Source organism: Ornithinimicrobium cavernae, assembly GCF_003121625.1.
Taxonomy (GTDB): domain Bacteria; phylum Actinomycetota; class Actinomycetes; order Actinomycetales; family Dermatophilaceae; genus Ornithinicoccus; species Ornithinicoccus cavernae.
Window position 1 is genome coordinate 79,173 of record NZ_QDDJ01000018.1, and the last position, 22,019, is coordinate 101,191.

General features: G+C 72.4%; 20 protein-coding genes and 2 tRNA genes. 11 read left to right on the top strand and 11 right to left on the bottom strand.

What is annotated here, in order from left to right; all coding sequences use genetic code 11:
• Nucleotides 1-29: 29 nt before the first annotated feature.
• The 4 genes from DA085_RS18535 to DA085_RS18550 all read right to left on the bottom strand — a co-directional run bounded on the left by DA085_RS18535 (nt 30) and on the right by DA085_RS18550 (nt 4,457).
• Nucleotides 30-638, bottom strand: coding sequence for a single-stranded DNA-binding protein (locus tag DA085_RS18535; RefSeq protein ID WP_109474473.1), 609 nt, complete (start codon nt 636-638; stop codon nt 30-32).
• 254 nt (nt 639-892) lie between these two features.
• Nucleotides 893-2,518, bottom strand: coding sequence for a GTPase (locus DA085_RS18540; protein WP_109474474.1), 1,626 nt, complete (start codon nt 2,516-2,518; stop codon nt 893-895).
• The gene (locus tag DA085_RS18545) at nt 2,515-4,221 is read right to left on the bottom strand and encodes a dynamin family protein (RefSeq protein WP_337189793.1); all 1,707 of its coding nucleotides are present in this window, start codon (nt 4,219-4,221) and stop codon (nt 2,515-2,517) included. Before DA085_RS18545 ends, DA085_RS18540 begins: the two co-directional genes overlap by 4 nt.
• Before the next feature lie 163 nt (nt 4,222-4,384).
• Nucleotides 4,385-4,457 (bottom strand) — tRNA-Arg (locus DA085_RS18550).
• A gap of 93 nt (nt 4,458-4,550) precedes the next feature.
• Between DA085_RS18550 and tyrA the strand changes: the two genes are divergently transcribed.
• The gene (gene tyrA / locus DA085_RS18555; RefSeq protein WP_109474476.1) at nt 4,551-5,696 is read left to right on the top strand and encodes a bifunctional chorismate mutase/prephenate dehydrogenase; all 1,146 of its coding nucleotides are present in this window, start codon (nt 4,551-4,553) and stop codon (nt 5,694-5,696) included.
• A gap of 368 nt (nt 5,697-6,064) precedes the next feature.
• On the opposite strand, the gene DA085_RS18560 is transcribed toward tyrA, so the two are convergent.
• Genes DA085_RS18560 through DA085_RS18570 form a run of 3 tightly spaced genes read right to left on the bottom strand, consistent with a single transcriptional unit; the run spans nt 6,065 to nt 9,240 of the window.
• Nucleotides 6,065-6,844: a VOC family protein gene (locus tag DA085_RS18560; protein ID WP_109474477.1), complete on the bottom strand. Its 780-nt coding sequence runs from the start codon at nt 6,842-6,844 to the stop codon at nt 6,065-6,067.
• Between the two features lie 4 nt (nt 6,845-6,848).
• Nucleotides 6,849-7,511 carry a GntR family transcriptional regulator gene (locus DA085_RS18565; RefSeq protein WP_109474478.1) on the bottom strand — a complete coding sequence of 221 codons (663 nt, stop codon included), beginning with the start codon at nt 7,509-7,511 and terminating at the stop codon, nt 6,849-6,851.
• A 1-nt stretch (nt 7,512) separates the two neighbouring features.
• Nucleotides 7,513-9,240, bottom strand: coding sequence for a thiamine pyrophosphate-binding protein (locus DA085_RS18570; RefSeq protein ID WP_161958553.1), 1,728 nt, complete (start codon nt 9,238-9,240; stop codon nt 7,513-7,515).
• 125 nt (nt 9,241-9,365) lie between these two features.
• Here DA085_RS18570 and DA085_RS18575 point away from each other — a divergent pair, with 125 nt between their 5' ends.
• The 5 genes from DA085_RS18575 to DA085_RS18595 all read left to right on the top strand — a co-directional run bounded on the left by DA085_RS18575 (nt 9,366) and on the right by DA085_RS18595 (nt 15,035).
• The gene (locus tag DA085_RS18575; protein WP_109474480.1) at nt 9,366-10,763 is read left to right on the top strand and encodes an MmgE/PrpD family protein; all 1,398 of its coding nucleotides are present in this window, start codon (nt 9,366-9,368) and stop codon (nt 10,761-10,763) included.
• A gap of 97 nt (nt 10,764-10,860) precedes the next feature.
• Nucleotides 10,861-11,823, top strand: a complete 963-nt coding sequence (locus DA085_RS18580; protein ID WP_109474481.1) for a tripartite tricarboxylate transporter substrate binding protein — start codon at nt 10,861-10,863, stop codon at nt 11,821-11,823.
• A gap of 10 nt (nt 11,824-11,833) precedes the next feature.
• On the top strand, nt 11,834-12,397 hold the full coding sequence (locus tag DA085_RS18585; protein WP_109474482.1) for a tripartite tricarboxylate transporter TctB family protein: 564 nt from the start codon (nt 11,834-11,836) through the stop codon (nt 12,395-12,397).
• Entirely contained in the window at nt 12,397-13,887 is a 1,491-nt protein-coding gene (locus DA085_RS18590; RefSeq protein WP_109474483.1) for a tripartite tricarboxylate transporter permease, read from the top strand. Before DA085_RS18585 ends, DA085_RS18590 begins: the two co-directional genes overlap by 1 nt.
• A 2-nt stretch (nt 13,888-13,889) precedes the next feature.
• Nucleotides 13,890-15,035: an MFS transporter gene (locus DA085_RS18595; protein ID WP_161958554.1), complete on the top strand. Its 1,146-nt coding sequence runs from the start codon at nt 13,890-13,892 to the stop codon at nt 15,033-15,035.
• A 27-nt stretch (nt 15,036-15,062) separates the two neighbouring features.
• Here the strand turns inward: DA085_RS18595 and DA085_RS18600 are convergent, their stop codons facing one another.
• Nucleotides 15,063-16,352: a PrsW family intramembrane metalloprotease gene (locus DA085_RS18600; RefSeq protein WP_109474484.1), complete on the bottom strand. Its 1,290-nt coding sequence runs from the start codon at nt 16,350-16,352 to the stop codon at nt 15,063-15,065.
• Between the two features lie 39 nt (nt 16,353-16,391).
• Between DA085_RS18600 and orn the strand changes: the two genes are divergently transcribed.
• Together orn and DA085_RS18610 are read left to right on the top strand one after the other, a co-directional pair.
• Entirely contained in the window at nt 16,392-17,021 is a 630-nt protein-coding gene (orn, locus tag DA085_RS18605; protein WP_109474485.1) for an oligoribonuclease, read from the top strand.
• 156 nt (nt 17,022-17,177) lie between these two features.
• Nucleotides 17,178-17,253: transfer RNA gene (locus DA085_RS18610), tRNA-His, on the top strand.
• Between the two features lie 73 nt (nt 17,254-17,326).
• Here DA085_RS18610 and DA085_RS18615 read toward each other — a convergent pair.
• The 3 genes from DA085_RS18615 to DA085_RS18625 are packed head-to-tail and all read right to left on the bottom strand — an operon-like array spanning nt 17,327 to nt 19,244.
• Entirely contained in the window at nt 17,327-18,304 is a 978-nt protein-coding gene (locus tag DA085_RS18615) for a M56 family metallopeptidase (RefSeq protein WP_202619312.1), read from the bottom strand.
• Nucleotides 18,301-18,690 (bottom strand): BlaI/MecI/CopY family transcriptional regulator, encoded by a 390-nt coding sequence (locus tag DA085_RS18620; RefSeq protein ID WP_109474486.1) that lies wholly within the window; start codon nt 18,688-18,690, stop codon nt 18,301-18,303. Before DA085_RS18620 ends, DA085_RS18615 begins: the two co-directional genes overlap by 4 nt.
• Nucleotides 18,687-19,244, bottom strand: a complete 558-nt coding sequence (locus DA085_RS18625) for a hypothetical protein (RefSeq protein ID WP_109474487.1) — start codon at nt 19,242-19,244, stop codon at nt 18,687-18,689. The genes DA085_RS18620 and DA085_RS18625 overlap by 4 nt, the downstream gene beginning before the upstream one ends.
• A 124-nt stretch (nt 19,245-19,368) precedes the next feature.
• Between DA085_RS18625 and DA085_RS18630 the strand changes: the two genes are divergently transcribed.
• The 3 genes from DA085_RS18630 to DA085_RS18640 are packed head-to-tail and all read left to right on the top strand — an operon-like array spanning nt 19,369 to nt 21,857.
• Entirely contained in the window at nt 19,369-20,142 is a 774-nt protein-coding gene (locus DA085_RS18630) for a DsbA family protein (protein WP_109474488.1), read from the top strand.
• A 3-nt stretch (nt 20,143-20,145) separates the two neighbouring features.
• Nucleotides 20,146-20,988 carry a cytochrome c biogenesis CcdA family protein gene (locus tag DA085_RS18635; RefSeq protein ID WP_109474489.1) on the top strand — a complete coding sequence of 281 codons (843 nt, stop codon included), beginning with the start codon at nt 20,146-20,148 and terminating at the stop codon, nt 20,986-20,988.
• On the top strand, nt 20,985-21,857 hold the full coding sequence (locus DA085_RS18640) for a hypothetical protein (protein ID WP_109474490.1): 873 nt from the start codon (nt 20,985-20,987) through the stop codon (nt 21,855-21,857). The genes DA085_RS18635 and DA085_RS18640 overlap by 4 nt, the downstream gene beginning before the upstream one ends.
• The last annotated feature ends 162 nt before the right edge of the window (nt 21,858-22,019 follow it).

The following is a 22,019-nucleotide window of genomic DNA, read 5'->3' on the forward strand; positions in this document are numbered from 1 at the left end:
AAGCCGCACCCCCGATCGGACGGGCCGTCTCAGGCCACGACGCCCACCGGATCCGGCTCGTCGGCGTAGCTGGTCTCCTGCCCGTCCACGTCGCTCGCCGCCTGCTCGTGCCCCTCGCCAGGATCCTGCTCGTCCGCGTAGCCGGGCCCCTGACCATCCTCGTAGGAGTCCCCCTGTGGCTGGTCGTCCGGGGACTCCTCGAACGCTGCCGACTCCTCACCAATGGCCGCGGCAGCGACGTGCGGGTCGTTCATAGGATCCTTGTTGGGCGCGAACGGGCGCTTGATGACAGTGAAGTCTGCCTGGCCCCAGGTGAGGTCGGGGCCGACGGCGCTGGCCTCGATCCGCGCGGTCATCCCCTGCTTCTCGCCGTTCTCCCACTTCATCAGGCGCAGCTTGCCCTGCACGACGACCGGGGTGGCCTTGTCGAGCGACTCGATGACGTTGATGGCCAGGTTGCGGAAGGTCGACACGCTGAAGTAGCTGGCGCCCGTCTCGATGTACTGGTTCTGTTCCCGATCGTAGTAGCCGTGGTTGACCGCGACGTCGAAGTTGGCGAACACGTCGCCGTTCTTGGTGGTGCCCCAGGTCGGCTTGGCCGTCAGCCGGCCCGCCACGGTCACGAGTGCGTCCCTCATGTGCTTCCCCTTCGGTTCGTCCCACGGGTTCGTGGGTGTGCACCACCGTGCCGCGACGGATCGCGGGGTGGGAGGGGTCGGGTCGGGCCTGTGGATGACCACAGTTCGGGCAGCGCGGCTGTGGAAGGGCTCGCGTCTCCCGACCGGGCAGAGGAGGACGACCGGCAGCGGGAGCCGGCAGGGGGTGCTCAGCGCGCGGCGGCAGGGTGGTCAGCGCGCGGCGGCAGGGTGGTCAGCCCGATGTTGGCTAGAGGTCAGCGCGCGGCGGCCTGCAGCTGCTGCCGCGTCTGCCGGTGTCGCTCGAGGACGGCGCTCACCGGCGTGCTCAAGTGCGCGTGTGCGACGTCGGCGACAGCGGCGCCGAGGCGCTCCTCGATGGCCCGGCGCCGCCGCCGGGCACCGACGCGGGCCAGCGCCCGTGACACGAGGGCCAGCAGGATGCCGACGAGGAGCCCGCCGGCGAGCATGAGCACCGGGATCGGCAGCGGACCCCACGTCGGCACCTCCTGCGGCATCTGCAGGAATCCGAGCGCCGCGAGCACGACCAGCCAGAGCAGGCCACCGATCGCGACCAGCGCGAGGAGCCACTGCAGCAGGTTGACGGCCTGCCACCAGAGCGGGTTGCGGGCGCGCAGGGGCGTGCTCATCACGGCCTGGTCCAGCGCGTCGGCGAGCGCCGCGTCCTGCGGGGTCGCGGCGGCGGCCACCGCGTCGGCCCAGCGGGGCGGCAGCCCGGCACCGGCCGCCTCCCCCACCTGGCGCGTGGCCAGGTCGACCGCGGAGCGGGCGGCCGGACTCGGGGGTGGCAGGGAGGAGCGGCCGAGGGCGGTCCGGACGTCGGCGTCGGTGATGACGGCACGGTCCCCGCTGCCCCCCAGCCGCAGCCGTCGCAACGGGTCGGGCCGCAGGGCGCTGACCCACCGCGTGAACAGCCACCCGACGTGGTTGCCGGCCTGGCGGAGGTAGTCGCGCTGGACGGCGTCCAGGACGACCGGGACCCCCGCGGCCTGCTTCAGGGCCGCCACGAGCGCACGGTCGGCGTCCCGGTCCAGCGCGGGGTCGGCGTCGGCGACGTCCTCGAGCAGGTGGCGGGCGGTGCCCTTCAGGTCTCCGACGAGACGCTGCTCGGCGGCGTTGCGCCGGGCCACGACCTCACCGATCGCCGCGCGGAGGTCGTCCAGTCCCTGGCGCTGCCGCGCGGAGGTCCCGATGACCTCGAAGTCACCGGCGCCGTCGGCGCTGACGAGGCGGGCCAGGTCGTCCTTGATCTGCTGGACGCCGTCCTCGTCCGGGACCCGGTCCACCTGGTTGAGCACGACGAGCATCACGGTCTCGTGGTCCTGCAGGGGGGCGAGGTACTCGTTGTGCAGGCGTGCGTCTGCGTACTTCTGGGGGTCGGTCACCCAGACGAACACGTCGGAGCGCTCCAGGATCCGGTCGGCCTCCACGCGGTGCGACACCTCCGTGGAGTCGAAGTCGGGCAGGTCGACGAGGATCAGCCCGTCCAGCGAGCCCGCGTCACCGGAGCCGACGTGGTGGCGCGCCTCGATCCCGAGCCAGCTGAGCAGCTCGCTGGGGTCGTCCCCGCCACCCCAGATCGCCGCAGTGGCCCTGGAGGTCGTGGGGCGGCGGGCGCCGATGACCGACACGTCCTCGCCGACGAGGGCGTTGAACAGGGTCGACTTGCCCGAGCCGGTGGCTCCGGCCAGCGCCACGACCGTGCGCCCGCCCTTGAGCGCCCACCGCTCGCGCACCTTCTCGACCAGGGCACCGGCCGCCTCGGCGCGTGCGGGGTCCAGCTCCTGCCCACCGGCCTCGAGGGCATCGTCGAGCTGCTCGGTGCGCCACAGCAGTGTCTGCTGGCGGGTGCCGCGGCTCATCGGCTCGCCTCCACCTGGCCGGCCGCGGCGGTGAGCTCGGAGACGGCCTCCGGAGACAGGTGCACCTCGTCCAGGACGGTCTCGTACCGAGCCAGCTCCGCGTCATACAGCTCGGAGACCTTGGCCAGCAGCGACTTCCGTGCCCTGGCGGCCAGCTCACGCACCGCCTGGTCACCGAAGATGGCCTCGAGCAGCCGCTGCGCCAGGACGGCCGAGCCGCCCGCGATGCCGACCTCGACGCCGGTCAGCCCAGCGGTGGAGGTGAACACGATCAGCATGAGCATGACGGCGAGGGCGTTGACGCCGAAGGCGAGGTAGCGCGCAGTCGTGCGCTTCCTGCCGGCCTCCGTGCGGACCATCTCCAGGACCTCGCCCTGCCAGTCGCGGATCGTCCGCTCGACCCGGCCCTCGAGGTCCTGGCTGGCCCTGGCCAGCTCGGGGTGCGCGGCGACCAGGGCAGCGCCGCCGTCCGCGCCCTTCCAGGTGCGGGTGACAGTGCCCGCCGCGACCTGGGCGTGCGAGGTGATCAGCGCCGCGGCGCCGGTCTGGATCGCCGCGCCGAGCGGCTCGGTGGAGCCCTTCTTCCCAGTGAAGAAGGTGGTGAGCCGGTCGCGGAGGTGACTGATCCCGACCTCGACCTGGCGCAGGAACTCGCCGGTGCCGACCAGCTCCTGCCAGCGGGCGAGGACCTCACCCCGCAGGAGGGTGCCGTCCTCCATGCCGTCCTCCACGCCCTGCACCGCGTCGGAGTATGCCGTGCGTGCCGCCCCGCGCAGACCGTCCCGGGCAGCGAGCTGGGCCAGGCCGGCGTCGGTCAGCTGCTGGGAGCGGGCCGCCAGGGAACCGAGGGCACCCTCCAGGGTGCGGCGGATGACGACCGAGCGGGCCCGTGCGTCGCCCGCCAGGGTGTGCAACCAGCCGCGTAGCCGCTCGGTGTCCCGCTCGGGCAGCATGCCGTCCTCGCCGAGGCGCGACTCCGAGATGACGAAGATCGGTGACTTGTCCAGGCCCTGGTCGCGCAGCATCTCGGCGAGGTGGACGCGGATGTCCTCCATCGCCTCGGGCGGGACCCGGTCCAGCACGATCGCGACGCTGGTCCCGCGCTCGGCGGCCTCGCGCAGCAGGGTCCACGGGACGGCGTCGGCATAGCGCGCCGCCGTCGTCACGAAGAGCCACAGGTCCGCGGCGGCCAGCAGCTGCCGGGCGAGGTTGCGGTTGGAGGTGACGACGGAGTCGATGTCGGGGGCGTCCAGCAGCCCCAGGCCCGCCGGGAGCATGTCGGAGGAGGTCAGGCGGACCGAGCCGGGGTCGTCCTCGTGGGTGACGGAGCCGGTCACCCGGGCCAGGCCGGGCAGGATCCGGTCGCCGGTGAACCAGGCCCGGTCATCCGGGTGGTGCACCAGCACGGACGCACGCGTCGTGGGACGGAGCACGCCGGCACGGGACACGGTCTCCCCCACCAGCGAGTTGACGAGCGTGGACTTGCCGGCGCCGGTCGACCCGCCCACGACGCACAGCAGCGGCGCGTCCAGCGAGCGCAGTCGGGGCAGCACGTAGTCGTCGAGCTGGTGGACCAGGTCGCCCCGCGTGCGGCGCGCGTCCTCGGCGCCGGGCAGGTCGAGGGACAGCTGGACCCGCTCGGCCGCGGCGCGCAGTCGCTCGACCGCGCGCAGCAGCGCCCCACCGGAGTCCGTCTCAGTCACGCCCCAAGATTGCCGCCTCGGGGGCATTCAGACAAACCGGGGCCGCGGCAGGCCGCCGAACAGCGGTCCGCCGACCACTCCGCATACGGGAGCCCTCCGGCCGACGGGCCGGGTGCCACAGGGCTGAGGGGCACTGCGGGCACCTCCGTCCCGCACCGCACGGCGCCCCCGGCAGGACTCGAACCTGCAACCTACGGATTAGAAGGCCGTTGCTCTATCCATTGAGCTACGGGGGCAGTGGTCCGCGGCGGCGGACCGGTGCTCCAGTCTAGAGGCGGCGAGCAAGGCGGACGTCGCCGCCACAGGACGCGCGACTACGCTCAGCAGCCATGGAGCATCCCGACCCCGCGGCCGGCCCCGAGGCCCCCCTGACCGAGCTGCGCGACCAGATCGACGCCGTCGACCAGCAGGTGATGTCCCTGCTCGCCCGCCGTCTCGAGCTGGTGTCGGAGGTCGGCGAGGTGAAGGGCCGGCACGGACTGCCCATCTACGCGCCGGACCGCGAGCGCAGGATGATCGCCGCGCGGCGGGCCGAGGCCGAGCGCCGCGGGTTGCCGCCGGACCTCATCGAGGACGTGCTGCGCCGGTGCATGCGGGAGGCCTACGCCCACGAGAAGAACCTCGGCTTCAGCCGTCAGGCCCCGGACCTGCGTCACATCGTGATCGTCGGCGGCGCGGGACGCATGGGGCGGCTCTTCGGGCGGATGCTCGGGCTGTCCGGCTACGAGGTGCGGACGCTGGACCGTGACGACTGGGACCGGGCCGACGAGCTGCTCACCGACGCGGGCATGGTGCTGGTCAGCGTGCCGATCCACGACACCGTGGAGGTGCTGCACCGCCTGCCCGCCCTGCCGGAGGACTGCCTGCTGGTGGACCTCACCTCCACCAAGGGCGCCCCGGTGGCGGCGATGCTGGAGGTGCACCCCGGGCCGGTCCTGGGTCTGCACCCGATGTTCGGGCCCGACGTGGACAACCTGGCCAAGCAGGTGGTCGCCTACGTGCCGGGCCGCTTCCCGGACGCCAGCACCTGGCTGCTGGAGCAGATCCGCCTCTGGGGTGCGCGGCTGCACGAGGTGTCCGCCGAGGACCACGACCACGCGATGGGGCTCATCCAGGCCCAGCGTCACTTCGCGACGTTCGCGAACGGGCTGCACCTGATCCGTGAGGACCGGTCCCTGGACGAGCTCCTCGCCCTCTCCTCCCCCATCTACCGGCTGGAGCTGATCATGATCGGCCGGCTCTTCGCCCAGAGCCCCGAACTCTACGCGGACATCATCATGGCCTCACCCGACAACCTGGCCCTGATCGAGCGCTACCACGACCGGTTCGCGGAGGCGTTGGAGATCCTCCGCGCCGGCGACCGCGAGGCCTTCATCGCCCGGTTCCGGGAGATCGGCTCCTGGTTCGGTCCGCACGCCGAGCGCTTCCTCGCGGAGAGCCAGACGCTGCTCGCGCACGCCGACGCGCAACGCTAGGGCTATCCGGCCCGGAGGTTGCCGACAGTCGGCTGGTGGGAGGACTGAGGTCGCGCTCGTGAGGGCCCTTGCCCTCCATGCTCGCGGCTCGTGAGTGGTTCTTGCTCCCCTATAGGGGCGCTGATGTCACTCACGAGCGCGACCTCGGGCCGCCGGCGGGTCCGTGGATGAGCCCGCCCGTGACGCCATCGATCGAGGCAGGCCCAACCGATCGTGCGTGCACATCGAGCCCCACGTCGCACGCTCAGTACACACCGAGGCCTCCCACGAGTGTCGGAGGGGCCGTGCAGGCGACCCCTACGCGGCAGGAGTCCCGCGAGTGAGGCCCGACCCGCATCCCAGTCGCACCGACGGGTCATGACCTACCGCTAGACGCTGAACCAGGTGCCGAGCACCCCGGCCCGGAGCCGACGGGCGAGCTCCCCGTCCGGTTGTCCGTCGAGCGCAACGCCCAGCAACCGGCCAGGGCCCTCCGTGCCCGGTGGCGCCTCCCGGATGTCCACCGTGATGTCGGCCAGCCTCAGGGTCGTGCCGTCGCCCGCCGGCACGACGTCCCTGGCCCCCAGCGCGCGGTACACCGCGACACTCGCGTCGACGTCCGTGCTGCCGACCACGACGCCACGGACACGGTCCGCCCTGTTCGGGTGGGTCGCGGAGGCGCCGGCCCACCGGTCGTCCTCGCCGTCCCACTCGATGAGGAACGGGTGCGGCGAGAGCCACTGCCGGTCCTCGATGAGGACCGTGCGCCAGCTCACCCGGCGGCCGTCGGCCTGCACGCGCGCCATCGCGTGGGGCCCGCTCGTGGCCACCCCGGCCCCGGCCAGCCGTTGCTGGCAGGCCACCACGTCCCCGACCTCCATGGCAAAGCCGAGCAGACCCGCCGGCGTGCTGTCCAGGAACTCGGCAGCCTGGCGCCGGCTGCCGCCGGACGCCAGTGCCTGCGTCCGGTCGACGACGGTCAGCAGCTCGAGGTAGCCGGTCCGCAGGCGCACCAGCTCGTTGGCCGTCCCCCGCCCCGTGTGCACCCCGCCACCGGCCGGGGTGAAGCCCGCGGCCTCCAGCGCGGACCGGCCACCGGCCAGGTCCCGCACCCCGACGACCGCGTGGTCGAACCGGACGACCGGGCCTGCGCCTCCGGAGGCTGGCACCGGCTCAGGAACGCTCGAAGATGATGGTCATCGAGTGCTCGACATGGCGCCTGGCCAGGTCGGCGGCCTGGTCGGGCCGTCCCTCCAGGATCGCCGTGGCAATGGCCTCGTGCTCGCTCCAGGACCGGCTGAGCAGGTCGGCGTCATAGCTGTTGACCACCCTGGTGTTGAAGCCGTAGAGCCGCATCCGGATCAGCTCGGAGGTGAGCCGCTGGTTGTGGGCGGCCCGGACGACGGCGTCGTGGAACTGCTCGTTGGCCTCCACGCGCGCCCGACCGGAGAGGAACCGCTGCTTGGCGTCGGCGTCCAGGACCCCGGCGAGGACGGCGCGGTCCTCCTCGTCGGCACGGTCCGCGGCCAGCCGCGCCGCCTGTCCCTCGAGGGCGGCACGCACCTCGTAGATCTCCTGGATCTCCTCGGGAGTGTGCTCGTAGACGACCCACCGCCGCCGCCGGGAGACGATCAGCCCGTCGGCGGCCAGGCGCTGCATCGACTCACGGACCGGCGTCCTGCTCACCTTGAGCCGCTCAGCGATCTCTGCCTCGATCATCGGCTGGTTGGGCCAGAGGTCACCGTGCACGATCTCGGCGCGGAGCGTCTGGTACACCCGCTCCGAGAGCATGCCACCGCCGTCCGGGCCTCCTGCCGGACTCCCCGAGGTCGACATGTCAGTACACGGGCCTCTCCGCGTCCCCGTCCAGGGCCGTCTGCCACGCGGGAACGGGTGGGAGGACGTCGATCATGTGCGGCACCTCAATGTCCAGGTAGAGCGGCTGCGGGTTCCGGGCGAACTCTGCCACGAGTTCGCGCAGCCGCTCAAGGGTCGCTACCCGCTCGGCCCGCAGACCACACCCCTCGGCCACCTTGACGGCGTCGATGGTCCCCGGGTCGACCCCGAAGTAGCGCTGGCCGACATAGAGGTGCTGGAGCATCTTGATCCAGCCCAGGGAGTGGTTCGTGAACTGCAGGTAGAGGATCGGCAGGTCGAGGCGCGAGACCGTCTCCAGCTCCCCACAGGCCATGGCGAAGGAACCGTCGGCGGTCACCGACACCACGGGCCGGTCGGGCACGGCGACCGAGATGCCGACCGCCGCCGGGATGGCGTAGCCCATCGGTCCGTGTCCGCGGGGGATGATGACGTCGCGGCCCGGCGTGGTGATCTGCCGGTAGGTCGCGACATTCGGGGTGGGGGTCCCCGGGTCGGCGACCCACACGGCCGCCCCACCGAGCACCTCGTCCACGAGCTCCACGACGTCTCTCGGCAGCAGCTGGTGCTCCTTGAGGTCGACCGGGTCCCGCTGCTCCCGCCAGGCCGTGCGCGTCGCGACCACGCCACCCGCCCGTGCCTCACGCACGTCGTCGGCGGCCTTGGGCAGCTCGGCGAGGATCTGGGAGAGCACCGTGCGGGCGTCGCCCACCAGACGCACCGCCCCGGGGAAGTTGCGACCGGCGCGGTCCTCGTCGATGTCGATCTGGATCACGGCCGTGCCCTCGCGCGCCGGACCCTGCCAGCTGTTGGTGTCGGTGGCATTGGCCCGGGTGCCGACCAGCAGCACGACGTCGGCCGAGGCAAGGTACTCGTTGGCATACGGTCGGCCGCCGTTGTTGCCGACGACGCCGAGGGCCCAGTTGTCCGTGTCGGCGATGACGCCACGGCCGTGGATCGTCGTCGCCACCGGGATCGCCCCGGTCTCGGCCAGTTCGGCCAGCTCGCTCCACGCCTGGGAGCTGTGCACCCCGGACCCTGCCATGATCGCCGGCCGCTCGGCCCCGGCGAGGAGGTGCGCCGCCTCGGTCACGCGGTCGGCCTGCGCGGCCTCCCGCAGGCCCGGGACATCGACGAGCCGCGAGGCAGCGGGCCCCAGGTCGAGGGTCTCGCGCTCCACCAGCTCGTCGAAGACGTCCTCGGGGAAGATCAGCGCCACCGGCCCGGGGCGGCCCTCGGTCGCCGCTCGGACCGCCTGCGCCGCCATCGCCGGGATGTCCGCGGCGTGCTCGACCACCGCACTGTGCTTGGTGACCGCCGAGAAGAGCGCCAGCTGGTCGATCTCGGTCAGGGCGCCGGAGCCGCGGCTGCTGCGGTGGATGTCGGAGGTGATGAGCAGGACCGGGACCCCGGAGGCCATCGCCTCGCCCATCCCACCCACGACGTAGGTCGTGCCACCGCCCGAGGAGACCTCCACGGCCCCGACCCGACCCGAGACCCGCGCATAGCCGTCGGCCATGGCCGCGGCGTGCCGCTCGTCCCGCGCCAGCACGTGGCGGAGCTGGTCCGGGACGGCGTGGAGCGCGTCGTAGAACACCACTCCCGTGTCGCCCGGAACACCGAAGATCGTGTCGACGCCGAGCCCGATCAACGACTCGGCCAGGACGTCAGCTCCTCGCACCATTGCCATGCTTGCCCGTTCCTCCTGTGCCTGAGGTGATGCCTGTTGCATCCCACCACTGAGCATGCAATATTGCATGCGAAACCTTCCGCGTCAATGCCACTCGGCCGTGACACCGGGTCGAAGGAGATCCCATGCCGCCGCTCACCGCCCGCCTGAGCGCGTTCGCCTCCGGGCTACGCCTCGAGCACGCACCGCAGACTGTCATCGACCGTGCCGTGCTGGCGCTGCGCGACCTCCTGGGGATCGCCCTGGCCGAGGCCGGCTCCCCGCTCACCGACCGCCTCGTGCGGGTGGCGCACCTCGCGGGTGCCGCGGGAGACTGCGTCCTGCCGGGCCGCCCCGAGCGCCTCTCGGCGTTCTGGGGTGCCGCGGTCATGGGCACGAGCACGCACCACGCGGAGCTCGACGACGGCCACCGGGGAGGGCATGTCCACCCGGGTGTCACGACCGTTCCGGCCCTGCTGATGGACGCCCAGCGGCGCCCGACCTCCGGTGACGACCTGCTCAGCGGTCTCATCGCGTCCTACGAGACCAGCATCCGGATCGGCGAGGCCATCAGCCCGGCTGCCCAGTACGAGCGCGGCTTCCACATCCCGGGACTCGTCGGGACGATCGGTGCGACGGTCGCCACGGCGCGGATGCGGCGAGTCGACGCCGCCGCGACCGAGGCGGCCCTGGGCACCATCGTCCTCGGCCCGCTCACCCCGTTCTCCGCCTTCAGCGCGGGCGCCGCGGTGAAGGACTTCTACGGCGGATGGCCGGCGGCGATGGGCCTGCTCGGGAACGACCTCGTGGCGGAGGGCATCCCGGGGCCGACCGGCCTGCTCGAGGACTCCATGGGCTGGCTCGCCGCCGTCGGCGCCTCCCCCGACTCCGCGGCCGCCGCGACGCAGGGCCTGGGTCAGAGATGGCGGATCCTGGAGACCTACGTCAAGGTGCACGCCGCGTGCAGCTTCTCGCACTCCCCCATCGACGCGGCCCTCGAGCTCCACCGGCCGGGCGGCACCGCCGACGACATCACGGACGTGACCGTGGCCACGCACGTCTTCGCGGACCGTCTCGATGACCAGGACCCGCAGACCCCCCAGGGCGCCCGGTTCTCGATCCCGTGGCTCGTGGCCGCCGCCTTGCTGCGTGGTCAGGTTGCTCCCGGTGAGACCGACCCGGGCGCGCTGGCCGACCCGGCCCTGAGGCGGCTGGCCGCGCGCGTCCGGGTCGTGCCGGACGAGGAGGCGACGCGCCGCCACCTGCAGGACGACCGGGTGCGACCGGCCCGGGTGGAGGTCCGGTACGCCGACGGCACGGCTCGGACGGCCGAGCGCGAGGCGGGGCGCGGCGGCCCGGAGGACCCCCTGGACGCCGGCGAGGTCCACCGTCGGTTCACCAGGCTCCTGCGCGGCTACGACGGCACGTTCGCGGACCGCGTCTGGGAGTCCTGCGGTGACCTGCGGCGGCCGGAGGGCGTCGCGGACCTCGTGGCGACCCTGGCGCAGGCGCCCGCCAACCGGACCGAAGAAACTCACCGTTGACGATTCGCATGCAAGCCTGCATACTGACTTGCACCCCAACCACAGCGATGTGAAAAGCGGTTCGCCACGCAGCCGTGGCGCCACGAGGAGGAGCAGCATGAACACTCGACAGAAGATGGCGGCTCTGGCCGTCGTGGGACTGGGCCTGTCCCTCACCGCCTGTGGCACCGCCGAGGGCGACAGCACGTATCCCTCCGGCGCCGTCGAACTCGTCATCCCGTGGGATGCGGGGGGCTCGTCCGACCTGGCCGCGCGCCTGTTCGGCAGCCATCTCGAGGACGCGCTCGGCACCACCGTGACGGCCATGAACATCCCCGGCGCCAACGGCGCGCAGGGCTGGGCGGACCTGGCGGCCTCCGAGCCGGACGGCAACACGATCGGCCTGATCACCTACGACATCCTGACCAACCAGGCGATGGACCCGTCGGCCACGCAGCTCGACGAGCTCGACTTCCTCATGCAGTTCGAGGAGCAGCCCCTCGCGCTCTACGTGCACTCCGAGGGGGACTTCCAGTCGGTCGACGAGATCGTCGAGGCCGACCGGCAGGTGACCTTCGGCACCTCCGGGCTGGGCGGGGTCTTCCACCAGGGGGCGGGTCTGCTCGCCCAGAGCGTCGACCGCGAGTTCTCCTACGTCCCCTTCGACGGCAGTGGCGGCCAGCTGACCGCCATGGTGGGCCAGCACGTGGATGCCATCGTGATCAGTCCGACGGCCCCGCAGCAGTATGTCGAGGACGGCACCCTGCTGATGCTCGCCGTGTTCGCCGACGAGCGGTCCGAGGCGTTCCCCGACGTGCCGACCTTCCAGGAGCTGGGCTACGACGTGCCGGCGCACTCGAGCTTCCGGGGCATCGCCGCCCCCAAGGGGCTCGACGATGAGGTGCGCACGACACTGGTCGAGGCCCTCAAGGAGACCTACGACTCCCCGGAGTTCCAGACCAAGGCGGAGGACCTGGAGCTCCAGCTCACCTACCTGGACTCCGAGGAGTTCACCGGGCAGCTCAACACCATGGCTCCGACCGTCGCCGAGCTGCTGACCAACCTGGGCCTCACGGAGTAGTCGCCCCAGGATGAGCGTGCCCACCAGCGACCTGGACCCCGACAACGCACTGGACACCACCGATCCCGAGGCCTCGGGGCAGCTCGGCTGGCAGCTGGTCCTGCCGCTGGGCTTCCTCGTGGTCGGGACGATGATCCTCGTCGCCTCGACCCAGTTCCCCGACACCGCTGCCGCCGTCACTGCACCCGGTCTGTACCCGGGGATCGTCTCGGTCGTGCTCATCGTCGCGAGCCTGCTGTCGATCGGGGAGCTCTTCGCGGTGCGACGGCGCAGAACGGAGCCGGCCGCCCCCGTCACTGCCGTGACGGACGAGGAGCGCCGTGACTCCCGCCGGACCTGGGCGCGTGCGGTCACCGTCACGGTCCTCAGCGCGCTCTACGTCGTCGTCACCCCCTATGCGGGCTTCGTCGTGACGACCTTCCTGTACTGCTTCGCCATCTCCCTGCTGCTGCGTGACCGCAGCGTCCGGGGCGTCGTCGGCGCAGCCCTCATCGCCGGGGGCCTGGTCGCCGCGGCGTACTACGGCTTTGCCGTGGGCCTGCACGCCCCGCTGCCGAAGGGAGTGCTGTTCTGATGGACTTCGGTCAGGTCCTCGGCGAGGTCCTCAACCCCGCGAGCATGCTGTGGATCATGGTCGGCGTGCTCGCCGGCCTCCTCGTCGGGGTCATCCCCGGTCTGACCGCGACGGTGGCGATCGCCCTCCTCGTGCCGCTGACCTTCAACCTCGACCCGCTGCACTCCCTCTTGATGCTGACGGGCATCTTCAGCGGCAGCATGTACTCCAACTCGATCACGTCGATCACGCTGCGGACTCCCGGCAACCCCGCGGGCGCGGTCACCATCCTGGACGGCTATCCCCTGGCTCTCCGGGGCGAGGCCGGCAGGGCGGTCGGTCTGGCCGCGTGGGCCAGTGTCGTCGGAGGCCTCCTCAGCGTCATCGCCCTGACGTTCCTGGCGCCGCCCCTGGCCTCGATCGCGCTGGAGTTCTCCCCCGCCGAGTACTTCGCCGTCGGCCTCCTCGGCCTCACCACCGTGATCGCTGTCAGCGGCCGGTCCGTGCCGCGCGCCGTGGTGGCCACCGCCTTCGGTCTGCTCATCGGCACCGTCGGGATGGACCCCCTGGTGACCCAGTCGCGGTTCACCTTCGGTCAGCGGGAGCTGACAACCGGCATCCCGTTCCTCCCGGCCATCATCGGGCTCTTCGCGTTGGCGGAGGTGTTCCGTCTCGCGGGCGAGCGGCACCTCGGCAGCCGCGCCGTGGCGACCATCGGACGGGTGCTCCCGACGCGCCAGGACCTCCGCAGGACGGTTCGACCCATCTCGCTGGGGTCGGTCATCGGCATCCTCGTCGGGATCCTCCCCGGAGGCGGCGGCGCCATGGCCTCCTTCCTCGCCTACGGCGAGAGCAAGCGCTACTCCAGGCACCCCGAGGAGTACGGCAAGGGGTCCATCGAGGGGCTGACCGCCGCGGACTCGGCCAACAACGGTGTCACCGGCGGCGCCATGGTGCCGCTCCTGACGCTCGGGATCCCGGGGGACGCCGTCACGGCCGTCATGCTCGGGGCCCTCATGGTGCAGGGGATCCAGCCGGGCCCGCGCCTCTTCGCCGGTGGCGGGGACCTGGTCTATCCGCTCTTCTTCGGCATGTTCCTGGCCAACATCCTCATGTTCGTGGTCGCTATGGCGCTGGCCAAGCCGCTGGCCAGCATCGCGATGGTGCCCTACAGCATCCTGCTGCCCGGGATCGCGATGTTCTCCTTCGTCGGGGCGTTCGCGGCCACGGGCCGGGTCTACGACCTGTGGGTCGCGCTGGCGTTCGGCTTCATCGGTTACCTGATGAACAAGTTCGACTACTCGATCGCCGCGGTCGCGCTGGGACTGATCCTGGGCCCGATCATCGAGAGCAACCTGCGCCGAGGTCTCGTGATGTCCGGCGGCGACTGGTCGATCTTCGTCTCGCGGCCGATCTCGCTCGGCGTGATCCTGCTCGCAGCGGCCCTGCTCGTCTTCACCGTCGTCCAGCAGCGGCGCCGCCGCGCCAACGCCGAGTTCCTCGTCGAGTAGCGGTGGTCGCCGCCCGTCACGGCCGGATCATCACCCTGGTGACACTGGTCACGGTCGGGTCGGTGCTGCCCGTCTTCCTGCTCGGCGTCAACGGGCCGGCCATCATGGACGAGCTCGGTCTGGATGCCACCGGCATCGGGATCGCGGCGGGCAGCTACACCGCCGGCCTGGCGGTCGCCTCCCTCGCCCTGGGCCGCTGGCTGGACTCCGGTCCCCTCGTCCGGGCGGCGGCGTTCTCCCTGGTGCCGGTGGCCACGGGCGGCGTCATCACGGCGCTGGCCGCCGGCCTCCCCGTGCTCGCGCTCGGGCTGTGCGTGAGCGGCGTCGGGAGCAGCGCGATCCAGATGTCCATCGGACGGATCCTCGGCCAGCTGCTCACCACCGGCCACGGAGCGGCGTTCGGCTGGTTCCAGAGCGCGAAGCCCGTCGCCGTGGCACTTGCGGGTGGCTTCGGCCTGCTGGCGGTGGTGGGTCTGCCGTGGCGGTGGAGCTTCCTGCTCGTTGTCGCGGTGACCAGCTCGCTCGGTGTGGTCCTGACGTTCTGGTGCAACCGGCTGGTCCCCACCCACCCTGCCGCCACGCCGCGGGTGCCTCTGCGCGGAGACGTCCTGCTGCTGGCCGTCCTCATGGGGGTGGGCTTCGCCCTGACGAACATCTCCACCACCTTCATCCCGGACACCGTGCTGGCCGCGGGGGGCCACGAGGGCTGGGCGGGCACCCTGCTGCTGATCGGGGGCTCGCTGGCGGCCGTGGGGCGCGTGCTGGCCGGACGCCTGACGGACCGGACCGGCCGGGACGAGGTGAGCCTCGTCGGGCCGGCCTTTGTCACCGCAGGACTGGGCAGCGTCCTGATCTCCACCCTGAACCTGGGTGGACTGCTGGTCGGCTGCGTGCTGGTGTTCGCCCTGGGGTGGGCCTTCGGTGGCCTGCTGATCGCCAAGGGCGCCCGGCTCCACCCCGGCACGTCCGGAGCCGTCGTCGGCCAGCTGCTCCTCGGTGGCGCCGTCGGCGGCTCGGCCGCTCCCCCGCTCTTCGGCACCGCCGCGACGGCCTGGGGCTATGACACCGCCTGGCTCGTCTGGGGCGCCGTCATCCTCGCCCTCGGCTGTCTCTGCGTGTGGCTCGGCAGACCCGCGCGCCCACGCTAGGCCTACCCGGGAGCGCGGGGAAGCCGGCTACAGCTTGTGGGGAGCCGGATGGATGTGCTGCCCCGCGGCATACGGCAGAGGGGTGCGCAGGGGCGGGGCAAAGAGGGCCCGGCGCGCCTGCACCGTGTGCAGCAGGGCCTGCTCTCGGTGCCGCCAGACCGGGTCCTCATCGCCCCGCTCGAGGTGGTGCCGGGCGATCGCGAGCTCGCTGGACTCGTCCTGGAAGGCCTCCATCGCCTGCTCCGCCCGGCTGCCGCCGACGCCGCGGGCCCAGGCGCGCGCCCGGCGCCGCTCGCGCGGTGAGATGAGCATCGCGACCTCGGCCGGGGTGAACCACCCGTTGAGGCCGTAGCCGGTCAGGTGCTCACGCAGCATCCGCCGCTCCTGGCGCCGGGAAACGACCAGCACCAGCACGAACCCGACGAACAGCGGCACCTGCACCAGCACGTAGACCAGCAGGAAGCCGTCCAGGCTGCTCAGCGCGGCGAAGTTCCAGAGGAAGTGCAGGAACACCGCGGCGAGGAGCCCCAGCGCCGGGACGAAGGCATAGCTCCACCGCCGGCGGTAGGCGATCAGCCCCAGGGCGATCCCGAAGCACGCGGTGAACATCGGGTGCGCGAACGGGCTGACCAGGCAGCGCAGCACGAAGAGCCCGACCAGCCCGGGGGTGCCCAGCTCGTTGAAGGCGCCGCCCAGATAGATGATGTTCTCGATGAAGGCGAAGCCGACCGCGACCATGCCGGCATAGACGATCCCGTCGACGACGCCGTTGAACTCGCGCCGCGCCACCAGGAAGATCACCAGCACGCCCAGGCACTTCAGGACCTCCTCCACGACCGGCGCCACCAGGACCGCCCCCGTGAACACCGGGTCCAGCTCGAGCCCGGCGAAGAAGGCCATCCCCAGCTCGTTGAGGATCAGCGCGCCGGCGGTGCTGACCAGCGCGCCCCAGAGGAACGCGAACCACATGATCCGGGCGGGCTCGGCCTCCAGGCGGTCCACCCAGAGCAGGACGGGCACGACGATGCCCAGGGCCGTGGAGGCGGTGAGCAGGCCGAGCAGCGCGGCGGTGACACCCGTGCTCTCGGTGACCAGGAAGGACATGAACAGCCCGGTGAGGGCGAACAGGGTGATCGAGACGCCCCACAGGACCGACCGGCGCAGTGCCCGTCGGGGGGTGACGTTGAGCGGCTCCCCCTGGAACCCGGCATACGGCCCGTGCGGCCCCGGCGGCCTGCCGGTCGGTGGTCCCGGTCGGACCCCGGCGGGCGCCCCCACCCCCTGGTCGCCGCGGTACGGCGGTAGTTGCTGCGACATGGGCGTCACGGTACCGAACGTCCTGGGTAGGGTGGGTGCGTGACCGAGACCATCACCAAGGCACAGGCCGACCGCATCGTGTGGATCGACTGCGAGATGACGGGTCTGGACATCGTCAACGACGCGCTCATCGAGGTCGCCACGCTGGTGACCGACTTCGAGCTGAACGTGCTCGGCGAGGGCGTCGACCTCGTCATCCGCCCGCCGGACGCGGCGCTGCAGGTCATGGGCGACTTCGTGCGGCAGATGCACACCGACAGCGGCCTGCTGGACCGGTTGGCCGACGGCACCACCCTCGAGGACGCGCAGGAGCAGGTCCTGGCCTACGTCCGCCACTGGGTGCCCGAGTCGCGCAAGGCCCCGCTCGGCGGCAACACGGTCAGCACCGACCGCGCGTTCCTGGCCCGCGACATGCCGGAGCTCGAGTCGCACCTGCACTACCGGATCATCGACGTCTCCTCGATCAAGGAGCTGTCCCGTCGCTGGTTCCCCCGGGCCTACTTCGCGGCGCCGGCCAAGACGGGCGGGCACCGTGCCCTCGGCGACATCCGGGACAGCATCACCGAGCTGCGCTACTACCGCCAGGCGGTCTTCCAGGCCCAGCCGGGGCTGGAGTCGGCGGCCCTCAAGGACCTGGCGGCACAGGCCGCGGCCGAGCACGACAACTGACCTGCCGGGGCCGTATGCCGCGGGGCCGGCCGAGGCTGGACCGTGCGCGGTCCAGGGTGGCCGGCCGGGCAGCGCGGACCGCGTTCGGACCACGGCCCTGAAACAGGTACCATGGTCGCCGTTGCCCGAACGCCCCGGCGTCAGGCAGCACCGATGGTGGGTGTAGCTCAGCAGGTAGAGCGCCGCGTTGTGGTCGCGGATGTCGCGGGTTCAAGTCCCGTCACTCACCCCAGCGGACAGGCCCCGGCGATCTCGCCGGGGCCTGTCCTGTCTCCCGCACGTCCAGACCTGCGGGCGTGCGGTTCTCAGCAGCCGTTCAGTGCCGCGAGCAGGTAGGGCAGGTGGACCGCGGCGCCGACGACCGCGAGCACGAGCAGGTGGGTGGTGACCGCCAGCACCGGGAGCGCGCCGGCCGCACCGCTGCCGGGCAGCACCAGGTGCCGGATGCGCTCGGGACCCGCCGCGTGCAGCGCACCGGCGAGCTGTCCCTCCGGGACCGGCGAGGCCCGCTCGCCGAGGCGGACCAGCGCGCTCACCAGAGCCGGCGTGCCGGCGCGCTGGCGGGCGTGGTTGTCGGCCGCGATCTCCAGGTAGTCCGGCAGGGCCGCCTCCACCGCCGCCACCAGCGGCACCCACCGAAGGTGCCGCGCGAGGCTGGAGACCAACCCGGTGACGAGGTGGTGGTGCTGACGCAGGTGCGCCTCCTCGTGTGCCAGCACCGCGGCGAGCTCGGCACGGTCGAGGCTGCGCAGCGCGCCGGTGGACAGCGCGATCCCACCGTGGCGGACCGGGAAGGTCAGGGCCAGCGGTCGCTCGTCGTCGAGGACGAGCACGTCGTGGCCGAGCAGTCTGCGGTGGGTGGCTCCGGCCAGCACCCGGTCGGCGGTGCGCCGGGACTCCCGCTGCCGGCGCCAGCACTCGCGCGTGACCGCCGTGCCCAGCGCGGCAGTCACCAGCGCGGGCAGGGCCAGGAGCAGCACGACCGGCACGGCCGTGTCCACCGTGCCGCCGCTGAGGAAGGGGTTGGCCGCGTTCAGGCACTGTTGACAGGCCTGGGCGGCCGGGGCGGGGAGGACGTCCGGACCGGTGACCACCCAGGCCAGCAGCGGGCCGAGGGCCAGCGCCGTCCCCAGCCAGATGAGCACACTGCCGAACAGCAGGCCGACGGCCAGCCGAGGGGCGTGGACCAGGGCCGGCGCGGCCCCGCGGAGCATCCACGGACCGAGGACGGCCGCCGCGAGCAGCGCGACGGCCAGCAGCCCGGCGAGCAGTCCGGGCGTCACGACCGCTCCCCCGGGCCCCGGGCGCTGAGGTAGTCGCGCAGCAGCGCGAGATCGCTCTCCGGCATCGTGTCGACGAAGTGCAGGATCGAGGCCGTCCGGTCCCGGCTCGCCTCCAGGACCTGGTCCATCAGGCTCACCGCATGCTCCTGCCGGCTCAGCCGAGCGGCATACCGGGTCGACCGCGCCTGCCTGGTGATGGTGACCAGGTCCTTGCGGTCCAGGTTGGTGAGCACGGTGGCGATGGTGGTGTAGGCCGGCGAGCCGGCCAGCTGGTCGATGACCTCCCGGACGGTCGCCGGGCCGTGGTCCCACAGCACGTCCATCACCTGCGCCTCCAACGTGCCCAGGCGCGGCAGGTCCGACGCGTGGGGCGTCCGGCGGCTCATGCCACCACCGCCGGGGCCGGTGCCGTCACGGGGCAGTAGACCTGTCCCCGGAGGCGCCACACGAGGGCGGCTGCCGTGAGGGCGAGGGCCGCGACGGCCAGGAAGGGCTGCAGCGGGGCGAACCAGGTGATCGCGCCGCTGTAGCCGAGGGCCAGGAGCGCCAGCTTGTTGCACACCGGACAGCCCACGGCGAACCACGCGAGCACCCCGCCCGTGACGCCGAAGCGCCCGCTGCGCCGGTCGGCGTGACCGGCCTCGGGGTCCGGCGGTCGCACGCCGTCCGACGCTGTGCCGGACGGGCGCACGTAGGTCGCCAGGAGCATGCCGGACAACGCCGACGTGACCAGCCACACGGGGTAGTTCCACCACACCGGGGGAATGTCCCGGCCGAAGACCGGGTTGGGGATGAGGACGGTGGCCAGGCCGATGACGACCGCCACCACGAGCGCGGCGCCGGCCGCGACCAGCACCTGGCGGGCACTCCACGCGCGGAGCGCGCCGAGCGCGAGCGGGAGACTGCGGCCGGTTGCGGACCGGTTGGGTACAGAGCGCATGCCCCCATGATGCCCGAAGTCGACTATGTTCCATAGTCGACTATGAGGCATAGTAAGGGCGCCAGCCGTCCACACGGCTGCCGGTCGACATCCGGCACGCCACCAGACCTTCCCGAGGAGCCCCATGTCAACAGCGTCAGAGCAGAGTCCCGCACGTCGGTGGGCGATGCCGGTCGCCGTCCTCGTGGTGGCCGCGCTCCTGATCGCGCTGGTCTTCGCCCTCAACCGCGAGCCGGGGGCCGGACCCGACTCCTCCGCCGCGCCTGCCGGCGCCGCGGCCACGGAGCAGGCAGACGGGTCGACGGATGACTCGGCCCCCACTGCGGTCCAGGGACCCGTCCAGCCCGACCTCACCGAGATCGAGCGGCGCGACGAGGGCGACCTGCTGGCCGCGGGCCCGGTGGACGCGCCCGTCACCCTCGTCGTCTTCTCCGACTACCAGTGCCCCTACTGCGCCCGCTGGAGCGAGGACACCCTGCCCCTGATGATGGAGCGGGCCGAGGCAGGTGAGCTGCGCATCGAGTGGCGCGACGTCAACATCTTCGGTGACGCCTCCGAGCGCGCCGCCCTCGCCTCCTACGCCGCCGCGCAGCAGGGGTCGTTCTGGGACTACCACGACGCGCTCTACCCCGAGGGCGAGACCCGCACCGAGGGGGAGCTGAGCCAGGAGGCGCTGGTCACGCTGGCCGGGGAGCTGGGGCTGGACACCGAGCAGTTCACCGCGGACATGGGCTCGGACCAGACCCGGCAGGAGATCGACCGCAACGCGACGCTGGGCCTGGACCTGGGCGCCTACTCCACCCCCGCGTTCATCCTCGGCGGCCAGCCGATCGTCGGCGCCCAGCCCTCCCAGGTGTTCGTCGACGCCTTCGAGACGGCGCTGAGCCAGGCCCGCTGAGCCGTGGACATCGGACTCGTCAGCGCCTTCCTGGGCGGGGTGCTCGCCCTACTCAGCCCGTGCGCCGCACTGCTGCTGCCGGCGTTCTTCGGCTCCACCGTCGGGGCCGGGCCGCGACTGCTCCTGCACGGGGCGGTGTTCTATGTCGGCCTCGTCCTCGTCCTCGTCCCGCTCGGCGTCGGAGCCGGTGCCCTGGGGTCCCTCTTCGTCACCCACCGGCAGGCCATCGTCCTCGGCTCCTCGATCCTGCTGGTCGTACTGGGCGTCGTCCAGGTGCTCGGCCTCGGGTTCGACCCCGCGCGGCTGCTGCCCGGTGGCCACCAGCTGCAGACGCGGGCTGCCACGACGACGGGGCTGGTGAAGACCCTGCTGCTCGGCGCCGCCGGCGGTGTCGCCGGGTTCTGCGCCGGCCCGATCCTCGGTGCGGTCCTGACGCTGGCAGCAGCCCGCGGGGACGCCGTGTCCGCAGGCGGCCTGCTGGCCGTCTACGGCGCCGGCATGGTGGTGCCCCTGCTGCTCATCGCGGCCCTCTGGCAACGTCTCGGTGTCGGCGGCCGGACGGCCCTGCGTGGCCGGACGTTCCCGGTGCTCGGGCGCGAGCTGCACACCACCTCGGTCCTGACGGGTCTGTTGATCATCGCCGTCGGAGTCCTGTTCTGGACGACCAACGGGCTGGTCGGCGCACCAGAGCTGCTGCCCTATGAGGCGCAGGCCTGGCTGCAGGAGGCGTCCTCGGTGCTGGCCAACCCGTTGCTGGACGCCGCGGCGGTGCTGGTGCTCGCCGGACTGGTCCTCGTGGTCTGGGCGCGCCGCCGGGAGCCGGTGAAGGGGAGCGAGGCACCGTGAGGGCCATCCCGGTCGTCGCCGGGCTAACCGCCGGCCTGCTGGTCCTGGGCGCCTGCAGCTCCACCGAGCCGACACAGTCAGCGAGCTCGCAGCAACCGGTGCAGGCGCGCGAGCTGCAGCGTGACCCGCACCCGTCGGATGGCACTCTCCCCGAGGTGGACACCTCCGAGCTGTGGCTCCCGCTGTCCTTCGAGGGGCTCACGGTCGTCGACCCCGGCTGGGACCTCCCGCCGCAGCACGCGGACGGCATCTTCCTCGGCGCGACCGAGCACGAGGACGGCAGCCTGGAGTTCACCGCGGTCGACGTCCACGGAGAGGTGCTGTGGGCCGCCGACCGCCCAGCCGGCAGCACCGACTTCTCGATCAGGACCGGCGCCGACGGCCGCACCCTCGCCGTCCTGCCCGACACCGAGCCGACTGAGCCCGCGGACGGCGGGTCCACCGTCAGCGGCTACGACCTCGAGACCGGAGAGCCGGTCTGGGGCCCGGTCGCACCCCCCGGCCCGCAGGCGGGCTCCGAGGTGAGCGAGGAGGAGGGCACGTGGGTGGACTCGACGACGGGCAACACGATCCGGCACGACGGGGCCAACCTGCAGGCCCTGAGCCCCGACGGCACGGAGCTCTGGTCCCTCTCGGTCGACGCGGACACGACGGTCGTGGGCCTGGGTGGCGCCTTCGTCTACCTTCGCGTCGGGGACACGGTCCGGGCGCACAACATCATGACCGGCGCGGTCGCCCAGGCCTACGCCCCCGACGGCGAGGGGCGGATCGTCGTGCCCGTCCGGTTCACGACGCTCGGCGCGGCGCTCCTGCTCGACGGCTCGCGGCACCTGATCGCGACGGCTCCGGAGGCCCCCCCGACCTCGTGACGTGGCACGTCCGGGCGACCAGCCCCGAGCGTCCGCACCCCTTCCAGACGGAGGTCGGGCAGGGGCCGGTCGGAGGTGAGCAGGGCGAGGTCATCGGCAGCAGGCCCCTCACGCATCGGACCCGCCAGAGAACATGGCACCGATCCCGGCATCGTCTCCATC

What these genes read in the sequence shown, in the direction of transcription:
- DA085_RS18535 (WP_109474473.1), bottom strand. Translation starts at nt 638, where the DNA reads ATGAGGGACGCACTCGTGACCGTGGCGGGCCGGCTGACGGCCAAGCCG.
- DA085_RS18540 (WP_109474474.1), bottom strand. Translation starts at nt 2,518, where the DNA reads ATGAGCCGCGGCACCCGCCAGCAGACACTGCTGTGGCGCACCGAGCAG.
- tyrA (WP_109474476.1), top strand. Translation starts at nt 4,551, where the DNA reads ATGGAGCATCCCGACCCCGCGGCCGGCCCCGAGGCCCCCCTGACCGAG.
- DA085_RS18565 (WP_109474478.1), bottom strand. Translation starts at nt 7,511, where the DNA reads ATGTCGACCTCGGGGAGTCCGGCAGGAGGCCCGGACGGCGGTGGCATG.
- DA085_RS18570 (WP_161958553.1), bottom strand. Translation starts at nt 9,240, where the DNA reads ATGGCAATGGTGCGAGGAGCTGACGTCCTGGCCGAGTCGTTGATCGGG.
- DA085_RS18575 (WP_109474480.1), top strand. Translation starts at nt 9,366, where the DNA reads ATGCCGCCGCTCACCGCCCGCCTGAGCGCGTTCGCCTCCGGGCTACGC.
- DA085_RS18580 (WP_109474481.1), top strand. Translation starts at nt 10,861, where the DNA reads ATGAACACTCGACAGAAGATGGCGGCTCTGGCCGTCGTGGGACTGGGC.
- DA085_RS18585 (WP_109474482.1), top strand. Translation starts at nt 11,834, where the DNA reads ATGAGCGTGCCCACCAGCGACCTGGACCCCGACAACGCACTGGACACC.
- DA085_RS18590 (WP_109474483.1), top strand. Translation starts at nt 12,397, where the DNA reads ATGGACTTCGGTCAGGTCCTCGGCGAGGTCCTCAACCCCGCGAGCATG.
- DA085_RS18600 (WP_109474484.1), bottom strand. Translation starts at nt 16,352, where the DNA reads ATGTCGCAGCAACTACCGCCGTACCGCGGCGACCAGGGGGTGGGGGCG.
- DA085_RS18620 (WP_109474486.1), bottom strand. Translation starts at nt 18,690, where the DNA reads ATGAGCCGCCGGACGCCCCACGCGTCGGACCTGCCGCGCCTGGGCACG.
- DA085_RS18625 (WP_109474487.1), bottom strand. Translation starts at nt 19,244, where the DNA reads ATGCGCTCTGTACCCAACCGGTCCGCAACCGGCCGCAGTCTCCCGCTC.
- DA085_RS18630 (WP_109474488.1), top strand. Translation starts at nt 19,369, where the DNA reads ATGTCAACAGCGTCAGAGCAGAGTCCCGCACGTCGGTGGGCGATGCCG.